At 50.0% G+C, this 23562-nt stretch carries 13 protein-coding genes; all 13 read right to left on the bottom strand.

Annotation, left to right across the window (positions count from 1 at the left end):
• Window positions 1–24: 24 nt before the first annotated feature.
• Window positions 25–5103: a DUF2252 family protein gene (locus AC3WRW_RS24765; RefSeq protein ID WP_492548912.1), complete on the bottom strand. Its 5079-nt coding sequence runs from the start codon at window positions 5101–5103 to the stop codon at window positions 25–27.
• Window positions 5104–5351: 248 nt separating this feature from the next.
• Window positions 5352–7544, bottom strand: coding sequence for an alpha-galactosidase (locus AC3WRW_RS24760; protein ID WP_492548911.1), 2193 nt, complete (start codon window positions 7542–7544; stop codon window positions 5352–5354).
• Window positions 7541–10597 carry a beta-galactosidase, LacZ type gene (gene lacZ / locus AC3WRW_RS24755; protein WP_492548910.1) on the bottom strand — a complete coding sequence of 1019 codons (3057 nt, stop codon included), beginning with the start codon at window positions 10595–10597 and terminating at the stop codon, window positions 7541–7543. The genes AC3WRW_RS24760 and lacZ overlap by 4 nt, the downstream gene beginning before the upstream one ends.
• A gap of 38 nt (window positions 10598–10635) precedes the next feature.
• Window positions 10636–11454, bottom strand: a complete 819-nt coding sequence (locus tag AC3WRW_RS24750; RefSeq protein WP_492548909.1) for a carbohydrate ABC transporter permease — start codon at window positions 11452–11454, stop codon at window positions 10636–10638.
• Window positions 11454–12320 (bottom strand): carbohydrate ABC transporter permease, encoded by an 867-nt coding sequence (locus tag AC3WRW_RS24745; RefSeq protein WP_492548908.1) that lies wholly within the window; start codon window positions 12318–12320, stop codon window positions 11454–11456. Before AC3WRW_RS24745 ends, AC3WRW_RS24750 begins: the two co-directional genes overlap by 1 nt.
• Window positions 12321–12430: 110 nt before the next feature.
• Window positions 12431–13738, bottom strand: coding sequence for an ABC transporter substrate-binding protein (locus AC3WRW_RS24740; protein ID WP_492548907.1), 1308 nt, complete (start codon window positions 13736–13738; stop codon window positions 12431–12433).
• Between the two features lie 193 nt (window positions 13739–13931).
• A complete protein-coding gene (locus AC3WRW_RS24735; RefSeq protein ID WP_492548906.1) occupies window positions 13932–15710 on the bottom strand; it encodes a sensor histidine kinase in 1779 nt (592 codons plus the stop codon).
• A gap of 22 nt (window positions 15711–15732) precedes the next feature.
• Window positions 15733–17289, bottom strand: a complete 1557-nt coding sequence (locus AC3WRW_RS24730) for a response regulator (protein WP_492548905.1) — start codon at window positions 17287–17289, stop codon at window positions 15733–15735.
• Window positions 17290–17477: 188 nt separating this feature from the next.
• On the bottom strand, window positions 17478–18302 hold the full coding sequence (locus tag AC3WRW_RS24725) for a carbohydrate ABC transporter permease (RefSeq protein ID WP_492548904.1): 825 nt from the start codon (window positions 18300–18302) through the stop codon (window positions 17478–17480).
• Window positions 18299–19183: a carbohydrate ABC transporter permease gene (locus tag AC3WRW_RS24720; RefSeq protein ID WP_492548903.1), complete on the bottom strand. Its 885-nt coding sequence runs from the start codon at window positions 19181–19183 to the stop codon at window positions 18299–18301. Before AC3WRW_RS24720 ends, AC3WRW_RS24725 begins: the two co-directional genes overlap by 4 nt.
• A gap of 80 nt (window positions 19184–19263) precedes the next feature.
• A complete protein-coding gene (locus AC3WRW_RS24715; protein ID WP_492548902.1) occupies window positions 19264–20574 on the bottom strand; it encodes an ABC transporter substrate-binding protein in 1311 nt (436 codons plus the stop codon).
• A 131-nt stretch (window positions 20575–20705) separates the two neighbouring features.
• A complete protein-coding gene (locus AC3WRW_RS24710) occupies window positions 20706–21770 on the bottom strand; it encodes a response regulator transcription factor (protein WP_492548901.1) in 1065 nt (354 codons plus the stop codon).
• Complete coding sequence (locus tag AC3WRW_RS24705) at window positions 21767–23557, bottom strand: cache domain-containing sensor histidine kinase (protein WP_492548900.1); 1791 nt, start codon at window positions 23555–23557, stop codon at window positions 21767–21769. The genes AC3WRW_RS24710 and AC3WRW_RS24705 overlap by 4 nt, the downstream gene beginning before the upstream one ends.
• Window positions 23558–23562 lie beyond the last annotated feature (5 nt).

Here is a 23562-nt window from a genome sequence, read left to right as displayed (position 1 = left end):
TTGGGTAGCCGATGCTTGAGATCTTTATTTTTGTTGCAGCACCCTGAGGATTACAACGGCCGCCTCGGCGCGGGTCGTCTTATCTTTTGGTTTCACAGTGCCGTCCTGGTAACCATTGAGAAGTCCCTTTTCGGTTGCTGCTGCAAGTGAAGCACGCGCCCAATCCGATATTTCCGCGTTGTCAGTGAACCGCGTGTTCTTGTCTGCCGGTGTGATTCGAGCTGCACGAACGATGATCGATGCCATTTGTTCACGGGTAATCACATCATCCGGCCCGAACGTACTGTCGTTATACCCGGACACAATATCCAGCGCCGCAGCCGTACCGATTGCCGTCTTCGCCCAATGCTTATCCGTATCGGCGAAGCTTTTGCCGTTCTTCTCATTAAGATGGAAAGCTTTCACGACGATCGTCACGAATTCGGCTCGCGTGATGTTTGCATTTGGCTTGAAGGTGCCATCCGAATAGCCGTTTATGATCCCCTGCTTAACCAACTCAAGCACGCCTGCTTCAGCCCAATGGCCCTTGAGATCCGAGAATCCCGGGTCATTAACCGAAGGCTGCGGCGCAGTTTTTATTTTGTTCGAGGCCAGAACTGCAAATTTCGAAAAATGGGTTACTGCTCCTGAAGCCTTCCCAATTTCCATATCCACCTTCGGATCGGTTAGTTTTACCCAAGCGTGGGTTTGTTCATTTAGGTAATACACGGCTGCGTCGGACGATTTCAAATCTACTTTGGTCTTGTCGAATGGCAGCGTGATGACGACAGGTTTACTGAATTCACCGTCTTTGTCTTTTGTAATCGCATAGACTTCGCTAATCAGCTGTAAGCCGGCATCTACCGGGATGCCCGTAGTGCCGCTTACTTTGTCTACCGTAACCTGGATGGTACCTGTCATAGCGCCGGCAGGCACGTCGATGGATGCTCCGTTCAACGTAAGCGTCCCGCCGTTCGTCGCTGAAATGGTGCCGGAATTGGAAGGACCGGCTGAGCTACTACCACCATTGCCAGTGGACGGAGAAATCGCGGTGTAGCTGACAAACATGGTAAAATGCTTGGTCCAAATGACCAGATCGCTTCCAACCGTTATCGCCGCTTCTCCGCCTGCAGCAATTTCAAGGTCGGCCGCCGTCTGGCTGTCCTCCGAGATTGTGCCCGTTATCGGCGTAAATACGCCGCCGCGCAAGTAACCAGCCGATTTGCCTCCTTGACCGGGCAGCAGCAGACGCACCGCCTTGTCAAAGATTAACATGACATCCGGCGCGCCGACTTCGATAACGCTGCTCACGGAAGCATTCGGTATCGATACGCTGCTGTTGCTCTTTATCGTCGGCAGTAGAATCGTACCGTCCCAAGATGAGGTTCCTGTCATTTTCGTTCCTTCCGGAATCGTCATCCCTACATTGCCCAGAGAAGTTGACGACAGCACTTGTATCTGCGGTACCGTCGCTTCCTTGTTCGCCCCGGCTGTATTCGTGATCACCGACAGCTTGGCGTTAGTTGCCTCCTGCGGAACCGATATTTGAACCGGGACATCGGTTATTGGAATTACTTCGTCAGAGCCGACTGTTACGGCTGTGGTTCTGATCACATTGACCGTATAAGTCTTGACGGTTCCATCCTGCGCGGTAACAACGACTTTAATAGAGTTGCTGCCTTCGCTCAGCGGAAGGTCCGCGGAAGGTTCATTATTTTGTAAGGAAACCGGACCGAGCACCAGCGTGCCTGCCCCATTGTAAACGTTCGTCATCACAGTAGAATAGACATCATCGTACACACTAACCGTCACCCTTGTATTGACCACGCTGCTCGGAACTTTTACCGTGTATGCGGTCGTATCCTTCGTAAAGGATGGGCTTATTTCACCGCCGGCCAGTAGTAAGGACTTTAAATCGGCGTTGCTGGACGGCGGGGCCGCCCGTGTTACCGTTAACGTATAATTCATGATCGAACCGTCTTGAGCCTTTACGCTGACATAGATCGGATTATCCCCGGCTTGGAGCTTGAAGCTTTGCTCGCCTACACCTGCCACCGTCGTTCCGTTTAGAGATACCTTGGCTTTGCTGTCCGCCGCTGTCGCTCTAACGGATACGGAGTCCGTATCCCACGAAACGTTAGCCTTGTAGCTACGGATTGGGAAGGCATTCGAATATCCATCGTAAGGCGTTAGGTTAACAAAGGCTGGAGAAAGCGAGACCGCTCCATTGCTGCCGGTTACCTCAATCCCCGACAAATGGGACACATCAAGAAGGGACCCGTCGCCCATAATGGACTGCATAAGTGCGTAATCCGATTTACTCTGGATGTAATAGGTTGCTGAAAGCTCGAGAATCTTTTGCTTGAACGAATGCCAAGTGCTGTCATCCATGGTGTTTACAAACTTGCCTGCAAAAGCCGATGTGCTTCTGGCATGAGCAAGCGCATAAGCCTGCGAAGCATACTTCATGTAGTTGGCCAAGTCCGCTTTGGAAGCGAAGGCGGTTTTGATATCCGTATAATCTCCTTTGCTAACGGCAATGGAGCGCACAAGAAAGCTTCGGCCTCCCATCGCCATCGAACCTGCATAAGACTCAGTATTCATCATCAAACTCTTGTAATTGTCCGCTGTACGTCTGCCGTGATCCGTTCCATAAACGGAATCGTACTCACTCCGGTTCGCTTCCGGATTAGCAAGCAGGTTCGGCAAAAATTCTTCCTTAACATCAAGTAAGATGTCGTCATCCTGCCCTGTGCTGTTTCCTTCAATCAGAACGTTGAAACGCATAGAGCCCCGGCTGGCATTCCCCTGGTTCACTCGATATACGACGTCCTTAATTTTAAAATACCCGGGATTCTTACTCTTTGCGAAGCTGTCGATGGAGGCTAAGTAAGTATTCCAGCTGGATTCAAATTGGTAGTGCTGTTCGGGAGTCAACAAGCTGTATTTGGACCCCGCAATAAATTTCCTTGTCTGAGTCTGGGGATCGACAGGAACTGCACTGTTCAATTGACTAACACGGGTCACGGCTGCCATCTTATCCAACAGCGTTTTCGTGAAACCGTCCACGTTGTCTGTCGTCAATTCTTTCGTAAGCAGATTGGCGTTGCCGCTTAACGAAACTAGCGTTCCGCGATACTCGTCAAGGAAAATATTGACGATGTCTGCCATATCCGCGTCCGTCATACTTTTCTCGGCTGCGGTACCGTTGTCCCTTTCCAAGAAGAGACTTGGCAGCATGCGCAGCAAATCCCAGTAGAACGGAGCGGTCGTCGAGCTGTCATAATCGTTCAGATCGAACTTCACCTGTCCGTTCGCGTTCTCGAACGTACCTACATTTTGCAAGTGGGCATCGCCCTGTACGATCGTTTTCAAATCCATCTGTTTCCAAGCGTCCGGCACCGGCAAAAGACTCGTATTCAGGTCACCGAAGAAGACGGCCGGATTCCCCCGGAAAAAGTCGAAGCTGGTGTTCGCCTGTGTAGCGTATTTGGCGGCCTTCATGGCCGGGTCGGAGAAAAAGGCATTGCTTGCTTTAATAGCCGTAATCAATTCATTTTTTCTAGCCAAGTCTGCTTTCGAGTCCATCTTTCGGATGGTGATCCCGACCGAATTAGCATCCTGAATGATCTGGCCATTGACAGTAGAACTGGACATGACCGCATTGCTAAGGGTGATCGCATACGATGTATCCTGTGTAACCGGAACGGATGAAGTCCCGGAAATGCTAAACGTAATTTGATCCTTTGAGTCATTCACAGTTGCCGACAAGGAAAGCCCTTGCGGCAGCGCTGGAACTAGCGTGTAAGAAGAAGAATCCAGTGAATCCTTAAGCGAAACGCCGTTAACATTCGGTACCGACAAACGAAATGAAGCATGCTTAGGATCGATGGCGGTTCCTGTCGTCATCTGCACGTCGCTTGATATCAGAGAAGCATTGACTTTGGGTAGCGCCGCTGCGATCGTAAAGCTTACAGGGTCGGAATCCGTCTGTTCACCCGAAGTGACACCCGCTGCTTTGATCTGTACCGTGAAGGATTGATTGGACGTTATGGGATTGTTCGCTGTGCCGGTGATCCCAATTTCAAGTCTGTGGTTCGCTCTATCTGGAACAACCGAATAGGCAAGTCCTGGCGGCAAATTGGACACAATTACACTGCTTTCGTCAAAACCATTTTTCAATTCTGTTAAAAAAGGGAACTGCAAAGCTGTTTTATTTTTCAATGCATCTACAGTTGTATTCGTGGACATCGCTACGCTGGAATAAAGCGGGTCCGCCTTGGCATAGATTTTCAGCGGGTGGCGGCTGCTTAGAGAGTTGTGTACATTGGCAGGATTGGTTTGATATTGGGTTAAAATCGAGGTGCCACCCCCAATATCAAAATCAGTGAGGTTATTCCCGGTGGAATATCCATTTCCGTAGTTGTTTTCATTCGCATTCGGAGTACCATCCGCGCTGCTTGCCGAAAGAGCAGCGCCTGTTGGATCCGCTGGATTAACCGCCTTGCGAACAAAATAGTTGTACACTTTCATTGCCGGAGCGGAGGTCGGCGTGGAATCCCCGTACACAACAACATCTTTAGAAGAGTTATTATTGCCGATGAGCTCAATTTTCCCGGTATCTTTATCCATTTTGAAAATACCGGTCTCCGCCGTTGCCACGACGTCCGGTGCCGGCAATTCAGCTCCATACAGTGGCGAAGTCAAATCTTGGATTCCACTCGGATTTTTGTCGAAATCCTCTTGAATTAAGAAATAACCGTGAGGCTGAATCGTTCCGTAAATATTGGTAGTGACGGAAGATTGCCAAGTGCCTGAAACTTTGGGCGTATACTGAATTTTCCACCCTGTCAGGTCAACGGGTTGTCCCGTAGGATTGTACAATTCAACGAAATCATATTTGTACAAATTTTTGTTTTTAACCGTAGTGCCGGAGCTGAAACTCGGACGGTTGCCTGCAGGATTAAACTTACTGATTACAATATGATCGGCTGTCTTGGTGAAAGCTTGTCCGTCAGCCGCAGCCGTTGCTTGCGGAGATCCAAACACGCTCAGGATCGAACTGCATGCAAATGACACAAGTACGACTGATGTGATTCGTTTCATTTTTGAACGCTGTAACACGAAAATCATTCCCCCTTTTGCGAAATGTACATAATGTTTCATTTGATCATATCCATATTCTGTTATCGTACGATTAACCTTTTGTAAAAAAAACGTAATATTATGCTCATTCGACTATAGAATACAAAAAACCCGCTCCATAACAATGGAATGCGGGTTTACTTTTCAGTATTTAACTAACCACAATATGCAACTCGCCAAGAATAACGATAAGGCTTTTAATCGGTTTACTGAGACTAAACACATCGTTACTCGGCCTCCAGCATAAACCAGCTGCTAGCATAATCGCCGTCAATCTGCGGCAGATTCAGCCCGAAGTGCATAAGCCTGTCTCCGCGGTAGGAGGTACCGAGCTGGCTGATGCGATAATCGAAGCCCGCATTCAAACCGCGAAGCTGCAGCCTCCGCAGCGGAGCGTTAGGCTCCGCCAGCACCCGGAAATAAAACACGACCGCTTTCTTCTTATCTTCCGAAACGAACATCCAAGCCGTTTCATTTCCCGTAAACGGACTTTTTAACCGATACAAATCGCCGCTCTGTACAAGTCCGCGAAGCTCTTTATAATCGCTCACTTGCTGCTTGATGACCGCTTTCTCTTCCTCGGACAGCTTTGTCAGGTCCAGCTCATATCCGAAGTTCCCGGACATTGCCACATCGCCCCTGGTCTTGAGCGGCGTGATGCGTCCTACCTGATGGTTCGGTACCGCAGAAACGTGCGACCCCATCGCGCTGACCGGGTAGACGATGCTCGTTCCGTATTGGATTTTGAGCCTTTCCACGGCGTCCGTATCGTCGCTTGTCCACGTCTGCGGCATATAGTAGAGCATTCCTGGATCAAACCGGCCGCCGCCGCCGGAACAGCTCTCGAACAAGATGTGCGGGAAAGATCCGCTCAGCTTCTCCAGCAGCTCATAAAGTCCCAACATATACCGGTGCGCGACTTCGGATTGGCGTTCCGCCGGCAGCGCAGCAGAACCGATCTCCGTCATATTACGGTTCATATCCCATTTGACATAGCTGACAGGGACGGTTCGGAAAATGTCGCTGAGCGCGTCAAAAATATACGCCCTGACATCTTGTCTGGAGTAGTCGAGAATGAGCTGGCACCGCCCTTCCGTTCTGCGCCTCTCCGGCACGTGCAGGCACCAGTCCGGGTGAAGGCGATACAGCTCGCTCTCCGGCGATACCATTTCCGGCTCAAACCATAGACCGAACTGAAGCCCAAGCTTATTGACACGCGCAGCCAAGTCTTCCAGACCGTTCGGCAGCTTATTTCGGTCGACCTTCCAGTCTCCAAGCGAAGTCGTATCGTTATCGCGTTTGCCGAACCAGCCGTCATCGAGCACGAACAATTCAATCCCGAGCTCAGCGGCTTCGCCAGCAATCGCCTCAATTTTGTCAGCGTTGAAATCAAAGTAGGTCGCTTCCCAGTTATTCACCAGAATCGGCCGTTCCTTATCGCGATGAACCCCTCGGCACAGCCTTGTACGGTACAGCTTATGGTACGTTCTCGACATGCCTCCCAAGCCTTCGGACGAATAGACAAGCACGGCTTCCGGCGTTTGGAACGACTCTTCCGGCTCCAGCAGCCAAGCGAAATCAAACGGATTGATACCGATCGATACCCGCACCGCATCGAACTGATCCACTTCGGCCTCGGCAGCGAAATTCCCGCTGTATACGAGACTGAAACCGAACACGTCCCCCTGCTCTTCGCCTGCATCCGGCCGGAGCAAAGCGATGAACGGGTTCGCCTGATGGCTGCTGGAACCGCGTCGGCTCTCAATTTTCATAGTCACTCCCCTATTGAGATGACTTCTTTGCATGTGCCTTTCCCTTACCCAAGCGCCTGTTAAAACCAAACAGTCGTAGTCGGCATCGGCAAAGTCGACGCTTGCGCTCAGGGCGCTGCGCAGATTCAGCGCTTGCTGCCCTTTATTGACCAAACGTACGGATCGCGTAATGGCGCTGAACGCTTCAAAAACCGTGTAGCTGAGTATAACCAGCAAGCCGGAATACGAGTCGGTCAGCTCCAGCTCCAGTGTCATCGCTTCTTGTTCCGACTCGGCATAGACAGCCGGCAGCCCGTCCAGTGCGGGCTTGCCCTTTACGATCCGGTGCGTACTATATAACAGCTCTGTAATTCGGCTCCCGTCTTGCAGCTGTACCTGATAAGCCGGATGGCGATAATCGCTGGTGCCATACTGCGGATATTCCTGCGGCAATGTATCGAGCGAGATTCTCCGGTCGTCCGGCACCGGGTTAGGGCTGAACGAGCATCGCTCCTGCAGCGTCAGAAAATCGTCCAAGTTCCCGTCCTGATCCAGTTTCTTCCCCCAGTAGGCATGAGACGGATATCCGTTCACCAGTTGAATGATGTAACTCATATCCTTAGACTGCAAATGGAATAGCTGCTTATTTGCGTTGTAATAGATATTCATGGTGTTTCTCCCCCAGTAATCCCGCAAATATAAAATTCAAACTCCAAATCCTGGTATGACGGTATCAAATATTCATCGTGTACAGGTGCGCCCCAGCTGTCGTCTCCGCCTACGCCCATTTGTCTGCCCGCCACGGTTACGACCGTATAATGCACCTCCGGCAGCTCCCAATGATGATTGGCCTGCTCCAGCTCAAAAGCGGAATAAGGAGATATATTGCACTCTACCGGAGCAAGCGGATCCGCTTTAATCATAAGCCCCAGTCCGTTCGCATCGGTTATTTTCACGCTTCGGACGCCAGTGCGGTTGCCCGATTCCTGCGGAACGAGATAACGCGAAGGCAATTGATCGACCGGGCTGCTGAAAACAGCTAAGCGCGCCCCGCAAGCGCGGTCGATATAGTTTTCATCCGGCCCCATCGCATACCATTCGGATTGGTTATAATCCGACGCCATCTTGAACGATAGAGCAACGATAGGCAGATTCGGAAGCCCCTCTACTCCTTTGTAGCTGTTGCGTACACGAACGGTTCCATCGGCATACACCGTATAGGCCGTTCTTACACGTAGTTCAGCATGAACGCTGAACGTGTACTCAAACGAGACGGTTGCCGTTTCTGGTGTTTGCTGCAGCTCGACTTTGACGCATTTTCTCGCTAAACTCGCAGCGTACCAAGCGCCTGCCGTGTAGCTGAGCGACGTCCCTTTATCATTATCGGTGGTAGCCCTCCAAAATAACGGCGCCGGTGGCACGGCGATCATTTCGCGACCGCTGTATCTGATCGATACCAGCGATCCGACCTGCTTGGAAAACAGAACGGAAAAATCCTTGCCCGTGACGCCGATATTTACATCGCCTTCGACCACTTTAAGCGCTCCGGACGGCAGAATGCGCTCGGACGAAGTCTGAATTGCGATAACCTTTTGCCCAAAAGCGACCTCAAACCCGGCCTCGGCCCAAAGGTGCGCCTCTTTAAGCTTCAACGAAGCTTGCAGACAATACTCACCGGTTCCCTCTTCCATAGGGGGCAGTTCAATCCCAACGCTAATTTGGTTTTGCGCTTCGACGTCGACATTTGTTTGCCATATCCCTATCTGCTTGCCATCACGATACAGGCTGTATTCCAGTACAAGATGATCCGTCCCCGTGAACAAGCTTTCATTGATGATTTCAATATGCGTGCGGGTCGGCTCCAGCTTATAATTCTGATACAGGAATTTAACTTCCTGCATTTTCGGCGTGATTTGCCGATCCGCATATACAAGGCCATTGCCGCAAAAGCTATAATCGGACGGGCGATCCTCGAAATCGCCGCCGTAAGCTAAATATTCACGGCCGTAACGGTCTTTTTTCACCAACGCTTGGTCGATATAGTCCCATATAAAGCCGCCTTGATACATCTCATACTTGCCTTCCAGTTCCGTATATTTATGCAGGCCGCCGACAGAATTGCCCATGGCATGCATGTATTCGCAACTGATGTACGGTTTATCCGGCTGACTTTGGAGATAGGCTTCAATATCCGCCGGCTTCGCGTACATTCTGCTCTCCATGTCGCTGGTCGCATCATATGCGCGGTTATGGAAGACGCCCTCGTAATGGACAAGCCGGCTCGGGTCGGTTTCGCGGAAATAATTCGACACGTTTAGAATGACCTCTCCCGCATAAGACTCGTTGCCGCACGACCAGATCAAGATGGAAGGATGGTTCTTATCCCGTTCCACCATCGAACGCGCACGGTCGAGCACGATGTCCTGCCACTGCGGTTCGTTACCCGGGATGTTCCAGGAAGGCTCGACGGCGCCCATTTTTTGCCAAGATCCGTGCGTTTCCAAATTCATCTCATCGATGACGTAGACGCCGTATTCGTCGCACAGCTCGTACCACAACGTTTGGTTCGGATAGTGCGAGGTGCGGACGGCGTTGATGTTGCTGCGCTTCAGCGTCTGGATATCCCACAGCATGTCCTCTCTCGTGATCGCCCGACCGCTGCGGCAGTTGAACTCGTGGCGGTTGACGCCTTTAAACATGATCCGTTTGCCGTTAAGGCACATCAGCTTGTTCTTCATTTCAAAACGGCGGAAGCCGACCTTTTGCACGATCGCTTCGACCTCTTCCCCGTGCTCATCCATAATCGAAATGCATAGCGAATACAAATACGGGCTCTCGGCGCTCCACAGATGCACGCGACCCGCTTCGGCCATCACTTCCAGCTGGCCGCTTTGGAACTCGCTCTTTGCCGTAAGGCACGTCTTGCCCGCAGCGTCTTTCAATTCCAACCGCGCATGAACGGGAGCAGACGGATTTGCGCGGAGCGCCAGATCCACCTTCAATGTGCCGTTTTCATAGTTGTCATCCAGTTCGGCTTTGACGCGCAAATCCCAAACATGGTGCTTCGGAACCGTAAATAAATACACATCGCGGAAAATGCCGGAGAAGCGCCAAAAATCTTGATCCTCCAGCCAGCTCCCGGTGCTGCGCTGATAAACCTCGACAGCCAGCTTGTTCGACCCTTCGCGGATATAAGGTGTCAAATCGAATTCGGAAGGCGTGAAGCTGTCCTCGCTGTAGCCGACAAATTCGCCGTTCAGCCAAACGTAGAAAGCCGATTCGACGCCTTGAAAAGAAATATAAACGGGCTTGCCCTGCATATGGGCAGGCACATCAAAATGCTTCACATAGCTGCCCACCGGATTATGCTCCTGGGAAATGTGCGGAGGACGAAGATCTTCCAGCCCGTCCCACGGATACATCGTGTTCACGTACTGCGCCTGGCCCCAGCCTTGAAGCTGAATATGGCCCGGAACCTGAATATGCTCCCAAGCGGCGCAACTGTAATCCGTTTCGTAAAAAGCGGCAATCCGGCTAGCCGGATTAACCGCATAGCTGAACTGCCAGCTCCCGTTCAAGCTGTGGCGCATGTCCATCGGCAATCCGGCCGCAGCTGACGCCATCGAGCTATAATAACGGTGGTCTGAGTGAGCGTCCAGCCTGTTCACTCTAAATATGCTGACATCTTGAAGCCAATCCAGGCTTGGTTTCGTATGACCCATTCCATTCGTCTCCTAAACAATCGTATTTTGCATTTGTTCTATTTCACAGATCCGACCATGCCCGCAACAAATTGTTTTTGCATGAGGAAGAACACCAGTGCAGTCGGCAGCGTGGAAATGACGATAGCCGTCATGATCACACCGAAATCCGGCGAATAACTGGAACCCAAGTTCGAGACTAAGAGCGGAATCGTTCTTTTATCCGGGGTCTGCAGCACAATCAGCGGCCACAAGTAGTTGTTCCAGCTGGACATAAATGTAATAATCGCCCCAGCGGCGAAAGTTGTCTTCATGGTCGGCACGTAGATGCGGAAAAACAGGCCGAGCTCGGTCAAGCCATCCATGCGTCCGGCCTCCAGCAGCTCCTTCGGGAACATTTTCGTGCTTTGACGGAAAAAGAAAATGAGGAACGCCGTCGTAAAGGTCGGGAGTACGACCGCCACGATCGTATTCACGCCAATCACGGGAACCGTTCGCGACAGTTTGGAAAACATTTGATAAAGCGGCACCATCATAGCCGCGAATGGAATCATCATCGACAGCAGCAAAATGTTGAACACAGCGTCTTTTGCCTTGCTGCGGTAAATTTCAAAGCCGTAACCGGCCAGTGAGGCAATCAGCAGCGCCAGCACGGTCGTCGATATCGAGATTTTGAGTGAATTGCCGAAAGCTTGAAACAGGTTGATCGAGCTCACCAGCTTGTTGAAGTTTTCCACAAAATGGCTGCCCGGAAGCATTCTCCCCTGGGTGACATCCACGGAAAGATTCGTCGAGGAGATGATCATCCAAATAAACGGGAATATCGAGACGACCGCCGCAGCGCTCAAAAACACATAGATGAAGATCCTTTTCCACATTATTTATTCTCACCTGCCAGTTTAATTTGAAGGACGGACAACACGATGATCATGACCACAATCGAATAGGAGACGGTGGCCGCATAACCAAAGTCAGGAGAGTATTTGAACGACAGATTATAGATATATTGCGAAATCGAAAGGGTTGCATTGCCGGGTCCGCCTTTTGTAATGTTAACAATTTCATCAAACAGCTGCAGCGTTCCGATTGTCGAGGTAATCGAGGTAAACAAAATGATCGGCTTGAGTAATGGCACCGTAATGCTGAAAAACTGCCGGACCGAGGAAGCGCCGTCGAGGCGGGCGGCTTCATAGATCGAGCTGTCGATGTTTTGCAGCGCCGACAAATAGAAAATCATATTATAGCCGGTCCAGCGCCAAGTAATCGCAATAATAATGGTTACCTTCGCCCAGAACGGATCGGAAATCCATTGAATCGGTTGCGTGAGAATATGCATCTTCAGCAGCGCCAGATTGATCAGACCGTCATTGCCGAACAAATATTTAAACACGACGGAATAAGCGACAAGCGAGGTGATGCATGGCAAAAAGATAGCCGTGCGGAAAAATCCCTTGAACCGCAGATTGCTGTCGTTAAGCAATACGGAGATGATCATCGCCAGCAAAATCATAATAGGCACTTGAATGATCAAAAAGACAAAGGTATTCTTGACCGCCGTGAAGAACGTCTTGTCGCTAAACAGCCGTTTGTAGTTGTCGACGCCATTGAAATGCAGGTTTGCTCCGGCTCCGGTCTTAAAGGAGAGCAGCAAAGCTTGAATCATCGGATAGAAGTAAAAGATACAGATCAAGATTACGGCAAGCGCAATAAACAGCCATCCCGTCAACTTTGCTCGGTTTTTCATTGTATAGTTCAAGGCTACCAAACCTTTCCTTCAGAAAAATAGAAAAGCTGACCTCCGCCATGCGCAATTCGGCAAAACGAAGGTCAGCGTTGATCGGAAATGCAACGGGATTACTTGATTTGCGACTGAGCTTGAGACTGCGCGTCACTCAACACTTTGTCCAAATCCGTACCTTTCAAATAGCTCTGCGCTCCGACTTTGAGAATATCTTCGATCTCATACGTATGCATGCCGTAGTTGACCTTTGGAATTTGCGTCGTCCAGGTTGCAAAATCAGAGGAGATCTTCTGACCGCCGAAGAAATCGTCCGCTTTCGTATAAGCGTCGCCCGTGGCTGCAGGCTTATAAGTACCGATAACTCCGATATTGGTCAGCATTTTTTGATACAAATCAACATTAGAGCCAAGCGTTTTTGCGAGGAAATCCGCAGCAGCCTCTTTACCAGGCGTATTCAGCACATACCAGGAGCTTCCGCCGAGGTTTGAAGCGTTGACCGAGCTGGCTGTGTTTTTCAATTTAGGGAACGGAACGACAGCCCATTTGCCGGATTGATCGGCTTGCGCCTTAACGGAAGGCGTGATCCAGTTGCCTGTCGGCACGGTTGCGACAGCGCCGCTGTTAAAGCCCGCAAGGAAAGAGTTCCAGTCGGAAGTAATCTTCACGATATTGGCGGACATTAAAGTTTTGTAGGTTTGGAAAGCATCTTTCAGCGCTGCATTGTCTTTCAAGTCCGGCGTAGAGCCGTCGCTTTTCAGATACCAGGAGCCTGCCGACTGAATCATCATACGAATTAAACCAAGATCGTTCGGATCCTGCGTCAGCATATCTTTGCCTGTTTTTGCTTTGACCGCTTTACCGATCTCAATAAACTTGTCCCAATCGATATTCTTCATATCGTCGACTTTATAGCCCGCTTGCTGCAAGTAGTCGGTGCGGACATACAAGCCAGTTACGCCGGAATCGAACGGAAGACCGTACTGTTTACCGTTTAGACTGGTCGATCCGATTTTGTAATCGGCAAAATCAGACGCTTTAATGGAAGACGACAAGTCTTGGAAAGAATCGGGATACGCTTTCAAGAAGCTTTGAGCACGATAGTCTTCGATCAATACAACGTTAGGCAAGCCCGAGGTCGTGCCTGAATTAAGTCCGGTGTTCAGCTTTTGGATGATGTCGTCCTGGGCGTATTCCACGATGTTGATTTTCACGTCAGGATGATCTTTCGCGTAAGCTTCTTGCGCTAATTTCATCGCTGCGATATTAAAGTTTTTGTCCCATGCCCAGACTGTAACTTCCTTGGTGCCGGTCGAGGCTTGATCCGAAGGTTTCGCGGTATTCGTTGTGTTGCCGGAGTTGCTCGAGCATGCCGATAACAGCAAAATACTCGACAGCAGGACGGCTGAAAGTTTCTTTTTCATGTTGTTCCCCCTGTTTGATAGAGTTATGAAAATGCTTACAAAGTAATCATAACACTCCTCGAAAACGGTCTGTTAGGAATTACTTTTCCTCAATTAGTGTTATTCTTTGAAGTTGAAACCGTTTTTATGCCTCATATTTTTATATAATTTGTACTTTTTTTAGAATTTGTACTTTTTTTAGAATTGCAGGTACTTATACCGATTGATCGGTCATCCACGGAATCTTAATGGTAATTTTTGTGCCTTGGCCTAAACCGCTCTCCATCGATACGCCGTATTCCTTGCCGTAAAGCAGCAATAAGCGGTCGTGAACATTGCGGATGCCGATGCCTGTGAACGGCTGCTTCGCTTGGGTCGGATTCGAGGTCGTATCTTCAATAGGAGCCAGTTCCATGCCATCGCCATTATCGACGACTTCGCAGACGAGCGTTTCCCGGTCCCTGGTGATGATGACGTAAATATAACCTGCTTGTTTTTTATGAAAAGCATGAAAAAAGGCATTTTCGAGAAAAGGCTGGAGCATCAGCTTGGGCACCTGCGCCATCAGGCAATCCGGCGAGACGAAGTAATCGACTTTAATGCCGCGGCCATAGCGCACTTGGTTAATAAACACGTAATGTTTCAGGCTCTGCAGTTCCTGCTCGACCGTAATCGTTTCTTTGACATTGCTGATCGTATTTTGCAGAAGCGAGATGAGCGCATGAATCGTCTCTGTAGCCTGCTCATTGCTGCCCCGCTGGACTAAGATGTTCACGGAAGCGAGCGTATTATACAGAAAATGAGGATTGATTTGCTGCTGCAGCGCGGCAAGCTCCGCCCTTCGCTGCTCCTTCTGGGTATCAACCAGCCTGCTGATGTAGTCGTTAAGCTCGTCGAGCATGAAATTATAGGAATTGCTTAGCTCCCTCGTTTCGTAGGTGCCGGAGACCGTCATATAGTTGTTAAAGTTGTATTTGGTTACGTTAGACATCTTCTTGACGAGCGTTCGCAGCGATTTGGTCAGCCTGCGCGTTATAAAATAAACGACCAGCACGGCTGCCGCCACAATGCCTGTACAAATAAGCACAATCGCCTGCGTATTGAGCATATGGCCGAGCATCACATTTTTATCGATTACATTCACAATGTAAAAATCAAACAACGGCAAATAATCGGCAAGCACGATAACGTCTTTGCCGTTCATTTTCAGCTCCAGATTGGCTTCTCCCGTTTGCTGCAGCGTCTTGGCGCTGGTTAGCAGCCGGTTGGACACCGTCCCGACAAGCGCCGTCCGGTTGCTGGAGACGATGACCCCGGATTGGTTAAGGATCATCACATCATTGCCCGTGCTCGTAAAACTGTTGTAAATGCCGCTAAATTCGCTTTCCCTGATCATCATGTACAGCGTGCCGTAAATTTGCTCGCTTCCCGGTATGTACAGCGCTTTCGAAGCGACCAGACTAGACTCGCCGGAACCTGCGACTTTATCATTCATAAAGCTGTACAGCAGCTTTGCAGGCTGACTGAGCGTACTTTGTGTAATCGGATTTTCCTGCAGCTCTTTCGGAGAGCCGGACCAATAAGCACGGTCGCTGATATAGCTTTTGCCGTTTCCGCCTAGCAGCAAGATCCCGATGCTTTTGGTGCCGATTCGCGATTGAATCCGGTTCATCTGATCCTCCATGCTGTAAACAGTCATGTAATCCGTCAAAGAATCGATGTCCGGGGCGGTCAAATAATTTTTGATTGCAGCGCTTTGCGCCGTATTAATCGCTATGTTTACGTTGGAGTAGTGGAACGATTCCAAACCGCTTTTGATCTGGTCGATAATCTTCGAATTTGTGATACTGAACGTTTGTACAAACAGTTTTTTAGACATTTGCAAAGTTACCCATGAGGTTAAGATCGTGATGGAGATAATACTGATCACCATGACGATGAAAATTTTGCTAAATAAGCTTTGTTCTGTGATTTTCCGTAGACGGGTTCTCATTGGCAGCCGATTGTCCCCTCAATTAATTTTTGCGATACAGACTTGGTGAAATCCCTTTCAGCTTGCGAAACACTTTCGTAAAATAACTGTGGTCGGAATAACCGACCAGACTGCCTATTTCTGCGATCGAAAGCGCCGAGTTATCCCGCAGCAGCTCGCACGCCTTATCGATGCGAATGCGGTTCAAGTATTCGTTGAAGCCTTCTTTATTATGAACGGTAAAATAATTGGACAAATACGAGGCGTTGAAATGAAACAGCTTCGCCACTTCCGTTAATGTCAGCGGTTCCGAAAGATGCTCGTCGATATACTGTAAAATTTTTTGGAAGGCCGGCGTGCCGGCTTTTTTGACGGTAACGCATTCCATTGCCTCGTTCAGAAATTGATCTACCAGCACAATCACGTCTGTCATGTGATCCGCCTCATGAATCGAACGAAAATACTCATACTTGCTCTCATCCAAGGAAGCCGCCTCATAATGAAAATGCAGCAGAGACACGATAATATTGAAAAGGCTGTGGCCTAAAGACGATTTCAACGCGAACATATCCATGTCCATCCGCCCGGGCATCGACTGCACATAGGTGCGCAGCCTCTCAAAGGCTTGAGGATACTCTTGACGATTCAGTCCGGCATTAAAGGCTTCCATATCAAAACTGACGCTTTCCCCTTGCTCCTTCAGCTCATCCAAAATCAAGTACTGCCGGTTCGACAAAAAGAAGCGGTGGTTGACGATTTGCATAATTTCATTGGAATAAATCTCGTGCATGGCTGCAATGTCTGTAAAAAACCGGCTAAGCGCGAAAAACAAGCCCATGCCCGAGCTGGCCCCGGCTTCCGCAAGCTGTCTAACCAACCCGGCTGCGGCCGCTTTGGCCTCCGGATCCAGGTTCAGCAAGAAGCGGATTTGCCCGTCTTGATGAGACAGCAGCCGCACAACCAGCGGGCTTTGCATCTGCTGCAGGGTGGCTCCGATCACGACCTCGGCCCATTCTTCGCTGCGCTGCAACGCTGCCGAACCGAGCTGCGCATCCGCGATTAATAGCGCATAGTCCGTGTAAGGAAGAGCGCTTTCCAGCTCCTGACGGTCGTACGGGATGGAATAGCCGGATATCAGCTTATCCAGAATATAGTCCAGGGAATGCTTGCTGGCGCCGGTCAACTCCATACCCCGCAGCTCGGGGATGCGCTGAGCCGTTTTATGCAGCACGGCCAAGAGCGAAGCGGCATCGAGCTTCGGCTTCAGCATATAATCGGCAACGCCGCTCTGAAAAGTCGAGCGCACATATTCAAACTCGCCGAAGCTGCTCAACACGACAATCTCAATGTCCGGATACATCGCTTTCACGACTTTCGCCAGCTCTGTGCCGTCCATCACCGGCATCACAATGTCGGTCAAAATAATATGCGGCCGGTGCAAATGAACCAGCTCCAGCGCCTCCTTGCCGTTGGCGGCTTCGCCAACGATGTGAAACCCTTCGCTTTCCCAGTTCAACAGATGGATAATTCCTTGGCGCACCAGCATTTCATCATCAACCACAAGGATTCTGCCCTTAGCCTCCATGTTCCGCTCCTTCAATTCAAATATAATTAGTCTCGCAGGTGACATCCTTTTCTATACATGCAAAAACGAGAGAGGATGCTTCTGTGTGAAGCGTCTCTCTCTCGATTCTATTATTGAAATGGCATCCGTGATGCCATTCCTTGGCAACCTATTCTAGCAAAAAACATCCGAAATTACAAAGAAAATGCGAGATTGTGTAACGATTACCCCTTTACTGCACCTTCCGTAATTCCTTGGATGATCCAGCGCTGGAAGATTGCGAAAATAATAACGATCGGGATCGAAGACAAGATCAGCGACGCGAGAATGAGCGACCATTCGCGGCTATATTTGCCGAAGAACATGTTGATTGTCAGCACCAATGTATATTTGTGGAAATCCGTCAGCAGCAGGACAGGCAGCAGGAAGTCGTTCCACAGCCACAACAGGTTCAAGATGACGATGGTAAAGGTAATCGGCAGCAGCAGCGGCAATATGATGCTGAAAAAGGTTTTGACTTCACCGCAGCCATCCATTTTTGCGGACTCGTCGAGCTCGCGCGGAATCCCCTTTACGAAGCCGTGATACAGGAACACCGCCATGCTGACGCCAAGACCGGCACACACGATGCCGAGCCCGAAAGGCGTACCTTGCAAGCCGAGGTTTTTAGCCATTTTCGTTAAAGTCACCATAATCGTTTGGAACGGAATGAGCATCGACGAAACGAACAGCATGAAGATGGCGTTGCTTACTATGCCCCGCGTACGCGAAAGCTTGTAACCGGCCAACGAGCTGCACAGCACGATACCGCAAATCCCGGTCACGGTTACAACAATCGTGTTCCAGCCGCTCTCCAGCATGTTCGCTTTCTGAAAAGCTTGCACGTAGTTCTCAAAATGGAATTTCGCCGGCAGGCCGAGTACGGAAGCGTACATTTCTCCCTGCGTCTTGAAGGAGTTCAAGATCGCCATATATATCGGGAAGAGGAAGAAGCAGCCCGCAACGATTAGCACCACAAGAGTCGATACGGAATACAGCCGTCTGTTCACGCTTCCACCTCCCTTTTCTTCATGACGGTAACTTGAATCAATGTAATGACAAGTATGATGAGGAACAGGATAATGGCTTTCGCACTGGCATAGCCGTAGCGGAAGTTTTGCTGATAAGCCTCTTCCAAAATGTTCATAGAAATCACCTGTGTGGCCCGTGCAGGACCGCCTCCGGTCAAAGCGTAGATCAAGTCGTACACTTTAAACGAGTTATTCAGGGTGAGGAAAATACAGATTGTCAGCGCGTGCGCGATCAGCGGCAGCGTAATATAGCGAAGCATATGAAAAGGCTTGGCGCCGTCGATGATGGCGGCTTCTTTCAAATGCTGCGGAATGCCTTGAATCGCGGACATATAAATAATCATCAGCGTTCCGATCCCACCCCAGACGGAAACCATGAGAATCGTCCAGAAGGAAATGCTCGGATCGCCAAGCCAGGAAATATCCAGAAACTTCAGAGCCGCAAACCGGGCCAACGCCGGCATGACTTTCGTAAAAACAAACACCCACATAAACGTACTGATAATGATACTGAGCATGCTAGGCATGAAAAAGATCGTCCGGAGCAAGCCTTTGCCACGGCTGCGCGATTCAATCATAAGCGCCAGCAAGAGTGCGACGGCATTTTGGAAAATAACGGCAAAGATTACGTACTTCGCTGTAAACAAAATCGAAGACTGGAAGTTTTTATCGTCGCGGACCGCTTCGACAAAGTTCTGCAGGCCGACAAAGCTGTAGTTTTTATTCAGTCCGTCCCAATTCGTGAAGCTGTAGTACGAGCCCTGCAGCATAGGAATTACGAGAAACGTGACGTACAGGACAAAAGCGGGAAGCACGAACAGGATCAAAGATGTATGAGTCTTAAGAAGGCGTCTCAGCACGGGGCTCACTCCTTAGGAAAATCCGTGCCGTGCCCTGATCTTGTACTTTCTGAGCAAGGCACGGCACTGTTATCCATTCTTTATTTTTTGTTAGCTACAGCGTTAGCATTTTTCCACGTTTTATCGAGATCCTTAATCACATCGTCAGCCGTCATTTTTTTGCTAAAGTAGGCTTGAAGCGCTTTTCCCGACTCATCTTTAACAGCCGCTGGGATTTGCGGATCTTGATACGATTGTCCTTTATTGACATAAGCGGACGCATCTTCAACCCAAGGATACGGTTTGAACGTGTGCGCTTTGGATACCGGATTGAATTTCAAGCCTTGGTACAGTCCATTGGAAGCTTGGTCGTCCAGGATGAAGTTCAGAAGGTCGGCGGAAACTTCTTTGTTCTTACCGCTCGAAGCCATCGCCAGCGATGTCGATACGGACACGTTGATCAGCGTGGAAGCCGGATTGTCGTTCAGCGGAAGCGGAGCGACCCCGAAATCGAAGGAGCTGTTCGCTTTCAGCAAGCTGTCAGCGTCCCAAGGCCCTTGTACCCACATGGCCGCTTTGCCGGCTGCGAAATCCGCGGCGCCGTCGTCGTTGCCAACCTCGAATACGCGGCCGGTTCCATTGCTGTTCACGAGGTCGATGATGCCGAACATATCTTTCATCTCGGCGAAGCTGCCTTGGTCTTTGTTCATGCGGTCAACAAACCCTTTTTGCGTGGAGCTGCCCAGACCGCCGACAGCCAGAGGCAGGAACAATTGCGGGATCCAGCTCTCTTTATAGCTAAGCATGAATGGCGTAATTTTGTTGTCGTTCAGCTTCTGCACGACAGCTTTCATTTCCGTTAATGTCGCAGGCGGCTTAAGGCCCAGATCATTAAATATTTTTTTGTTGTAGAGGAAGCCCCACGCCAAGCTTTCCAGCGGAACCGCCACGACTTTGTTGTCGATCGTCACGAGGTTGCGGATCCCGTCAATCAGCTTGCCGGAGAACGGCTGGTTCGTCATATCTTCCAAGTAGCCGGCTTTGTAGTAATCCGGCACGTCGTTCACCGCGTGAAGCGCGAAGATGTCCGGCACGTCGCCTGTAGCCAAGCGCGTTTTCAAGATTTGAGTTGCATTCTCAGAACCCGGATACTCCGTATTGATCGTAACGATGATGTTCTTCTCTTTCTTTTCCTTTTCGGTGAACTGCGCGAAGTATTTGTCGAATTGGTCGCGGAAACGGTCTAACCCCCCCAGGAATACTTTCAATTCCACTTTTTTCGCAGGCGCATTCGAACCGTTTGGATTCGAAGTGCTGCCGGAGTTAGTGTCTTTTGTGCCCCCGCCGGAAGAGCAAGCGACGGTAGATCCCACCATTAACATGGCCAAAATCATGGTAAGTGTTTTTTTCATTGTGTTTAGCCTCCCCTTGTCTTGATAGCGCTTACTATCCTTGATTATATAGAGGAAAGCGGCTCCATTCATTCAACAGAAGTAGCGTTTTGCATTGGACTTTTGTGATATCGCTTTCACCATTGTGATCATTAGCTGCCTTGTCGAAACTGGATGGGCGTCACACCTGTTATTTTTTTGAAAATCCGATAAAAATACGTAATATCCGAATACCCCACCGCTTTCGCCGCGTTCTTGATCGAGACCGCCGGGTCCTGCAGCAGCTCGCACGCTTTCTCGATCCGCTTGGCGACGAGGTAATCCATCACCGTCAGGCCCACTTCCTGCTTGAACGTACGTGACAGATGCTCCCGGCTGATGAAGAACTGGCTGGCGATCGAGCCAAGACCGATAGGCTCTGCATAGGAATGATCGATAAACTGCCGGATTTCGTCGATTTTGACACCGGCTTTATTTTTCCGCTGATAAATGAGCGCCTCCAAACTGTCGGAGAACGCATCGGATAAGACGTTAATCCAGTCGGTGAGCGGCGTATTGTCTGACACGAAAAAGGTTGCGGCCCGCGACTGGGCGTTCGGCGTCAACTCGCTGCCAAGCAGGTCCGCCTGTTCCTCCAGCAATTGCATGAATTGCTTGTACAGCGAGTTGCTGACACCCGGTTTCAAAGGCTCGTGCTCCTTCAGCGCCGCCTCCAGGTGTTTGAAGCTGCTCTTGACCGCCTCCGGGTTCATTTCATGCATCTGCCTGACGATCACACTTCTCGTCTCCGTAACGACCTTGAGCAGCTGCTTGTCCAGCGGTTGAGCCGCATGGATGCCCTGGGCCGCCCGCAGCTCGCGAACTGCCTTCTCCAAAGCGCGATTGAGCTCTTCCGGCTTGATCGGCTTGAGCAAGTATTCGTCGACCTTGGACAAAATCGCTTGCTTCATATAGGTGAATTCATCGAACCCGCTGACCACGATTTTGCGGATATACGGGTACTCCTCTGTTAATTTTTGCAGCAGGCGCGTTCCGTCCATGCCTCTCATTTTCATATCCGTGATGACGATTTCCGGGTGCATCCGCTCCACCATCTCCAGTCCGCTCAATCCGTCCTCGGCTTCCATCACCTGATCGATGCCAAACCGCTCCCAGTCCGCCAAATGCCGGATGCTGTTCCGAATCCAAAATTCGTCGTCGATAATGATTACCTTCATTGCAATTGCTCCTCTCCCCTGTGTATAGCCGGGATAATCACTTTGACCGTCGTCCCTTCCCCTTTGACACTTGCCACAAACAATCCGAACTCTTCCCCAAAAATAAGCCGGATTCGCGAATTCACGTTGTTAATCCCCATGCTTTCGCCCAGCAGCTGCTCATCATTCGTTTGTTCAAGCTGCCGCTGAATAGCTTCGAGACGCTCGGGTTCGATCCCAACACCGTTGTCCTCGATGCTGATCTCAATTTCATCCACCACGCGCTCGATTCGGATGAGGACACGACCTCTCTTCATCATCCCTTCCAGCCCATGAACGAAGCAATTCTCCACAATCGGCTGGAGCGTGAATTTGGTCATGCAATAGTCTTCGCAGCCCTCTTCCACATCGAGCTCGAATTCGAGCATGTCCTGAAAACGGAGCTTCTGGATATGCAGATAGTTGCTGACATGCTCCATTTCATCAGCGATTGTCACTAGTTCGGACTGCATTTTGATCGTATACCGGAACAAATCGCTGATCGCTCGAAGGTAGTCGTAGATCTCCGGCACTTTCCGGTCAATGGCTACGCCGCCGATCGCTTGCAGCGAATTGTACAGAAAATGCGGATTGATTTGCGCTTGCATCGCCTTGATTTGCGCCGTGCGCGTCTCGATTTTGCTTTTGTACTCAATCTGAATCAGTTCCTTGATCCGCTGCAGCATCGAGTTGAACCGCCGCTCCAACGTCCCGATCTCATCGCTTCGAATATTATCGAGCCCGACATTGAAATTTTGATGCTCGACCGCTTTCATCGACTTGGTCAACCGGATAATCGGCTTCGTCGTGAAGTAAGCGATCAGCACAGAGAGAAGAATGGCCGCCAGAATCGAAGCAACCGCCGTGTAAAAGCTGAAGCTCAGTGTAGTCGCAGCGCTCTCGGTCACATAGCTCATCGGAACGAACTTGACGATCCAGATCTGACCCGAGACGGCAGGCTGGAAAAATAAAATGCCTTGCTTGAGCTGAACGTGTCCGGATTCCGCAGAGCCTCCGATCGCCTTCTTCAACGTCTCCGGGTCCATCGAAACTTTAGCACCATACGGATTGTACATCGTGTTGCCCTGGGTATCCACGATCAGCACCTCGCTGTTCGCTTCCGAGTGAATCATGTCCATGACGTTGTTCATCATTTTCCAGCGGACTTCCAGCAGCACACCGCCCAACACTTGCAAATTCTCAAACCGGTTCATGCTGCGGGCTAAAATAAACGTGTTCGGCGGCACATTCACAACCTTATTGACGCTCTGATTGGTCTTGGCGATCTCTCCCCAGTTGCCGATGGACGTGTCCAGATTGTCCGTGAAGCTTACCGCATCTTTGTCCACCACATACAGGCGCTGTTTGTCATTCAAATACAAAGAAATCCGCACGATATTGTTATTGTTAGCCACATACAGCGACCTTAATTTCTCTCCAATATCAAAATTCCCCACATTAGGCCCCTTTATGTCGCCTGCGTCCTCGCGGCCGGATGTTGGAAAAATATTGTTGTCCAGCAGAAGCGAATAGGCAACCGAATGAAGCTGGCTGAATTTCTCGTCAAAATACTGGGCGGCCCAGTTCATTCTCGATTCATTGGATCGGATGATTTCCGAGCTTAAAGATTGCTTGGTCGTCTGCGCCGCAAAAAAAGTCACGGTCGCCAAAGGTAAAATAGCGACAATCACCATTAATATCATCAGTTTGTACCGCATGCTCATCTGAAACGGAGCCATAAACCACCGCTTCATTATGTTCATCGTCATAGACA

The organism is Paenibacillus sp. FW126-R14, assembly GCF_058789495.1.
This window is presented reverse-complemented; position numbering and strand designations above follow the sequence as displayed.

Bases quoted from the DNA above. Each gene is read 5' to 3' on its own strand.
- AC3WRW_RS24760 (WP_492548911.1), bottom strand. From the start codon at position 7,544: ATGAATATCTATTACAACGCAAATAAGCAGCTATTCCATTTGCAGTCT.
- lacZ (WP_492548910.1), bottom strand. From the start codon at position 10,597: ATGGGTCATACGAAACCAAGCCTGGATTGGCTTCAAGATGTCAGCATA.
- AC3WRW_RS24750 (WP_492548909.1), bottom strand. From the start codon at position 11,454: ATGTGGAAAAGGATCTTCATCTATGTGTTTTTGAGCGCTGCGGCGGTC.
- AC3WRW_RS24745 (WP_492548908.1), bottom strand. From the start codon at position 12,320: ATGAAAAACCGAGCAAAGTTGACGGGATGGCTGTTTATTGCGCTTGCC.
- AC3WRW_RS24740 (WP_492548907.1), bottom strand. From the start codon at position 13,738: ATGAAAAAGAAACTTTCAGCCGTCCTGCTGTCGAGTATTTTGCTGTTA.
- AC3WRW_RS24735 (WP_492548906.1), bottom strand. From the start codon at position 15,710: ATGAGAACCCGTCTACGGAAAATCACAGAACAAAGCTTATTTAGCAAA.
- AC3WRW_RS24715 (WP_492548902.1), bottom strand. From the start codon at position 20,574: ATGAAAAAAACACTTACCATGATTTTGGCCATGTTAATGGTGGGATCT.
- AC3WRW_RS24710 (WP_492548901.1), bottom strand. From the start codon at position 21,770: ATGAAGGTAATCATTATCGACGACGAATTTTGGATTCGGAACAGCATC.
- AC3WRW_RS24705 (WP_492548900.1), bottom strand. From the start codon at position 23,557: ATGACGATGAACATAATGAAGCGGTGGTTTATGGCTCCGTTTCAGATG.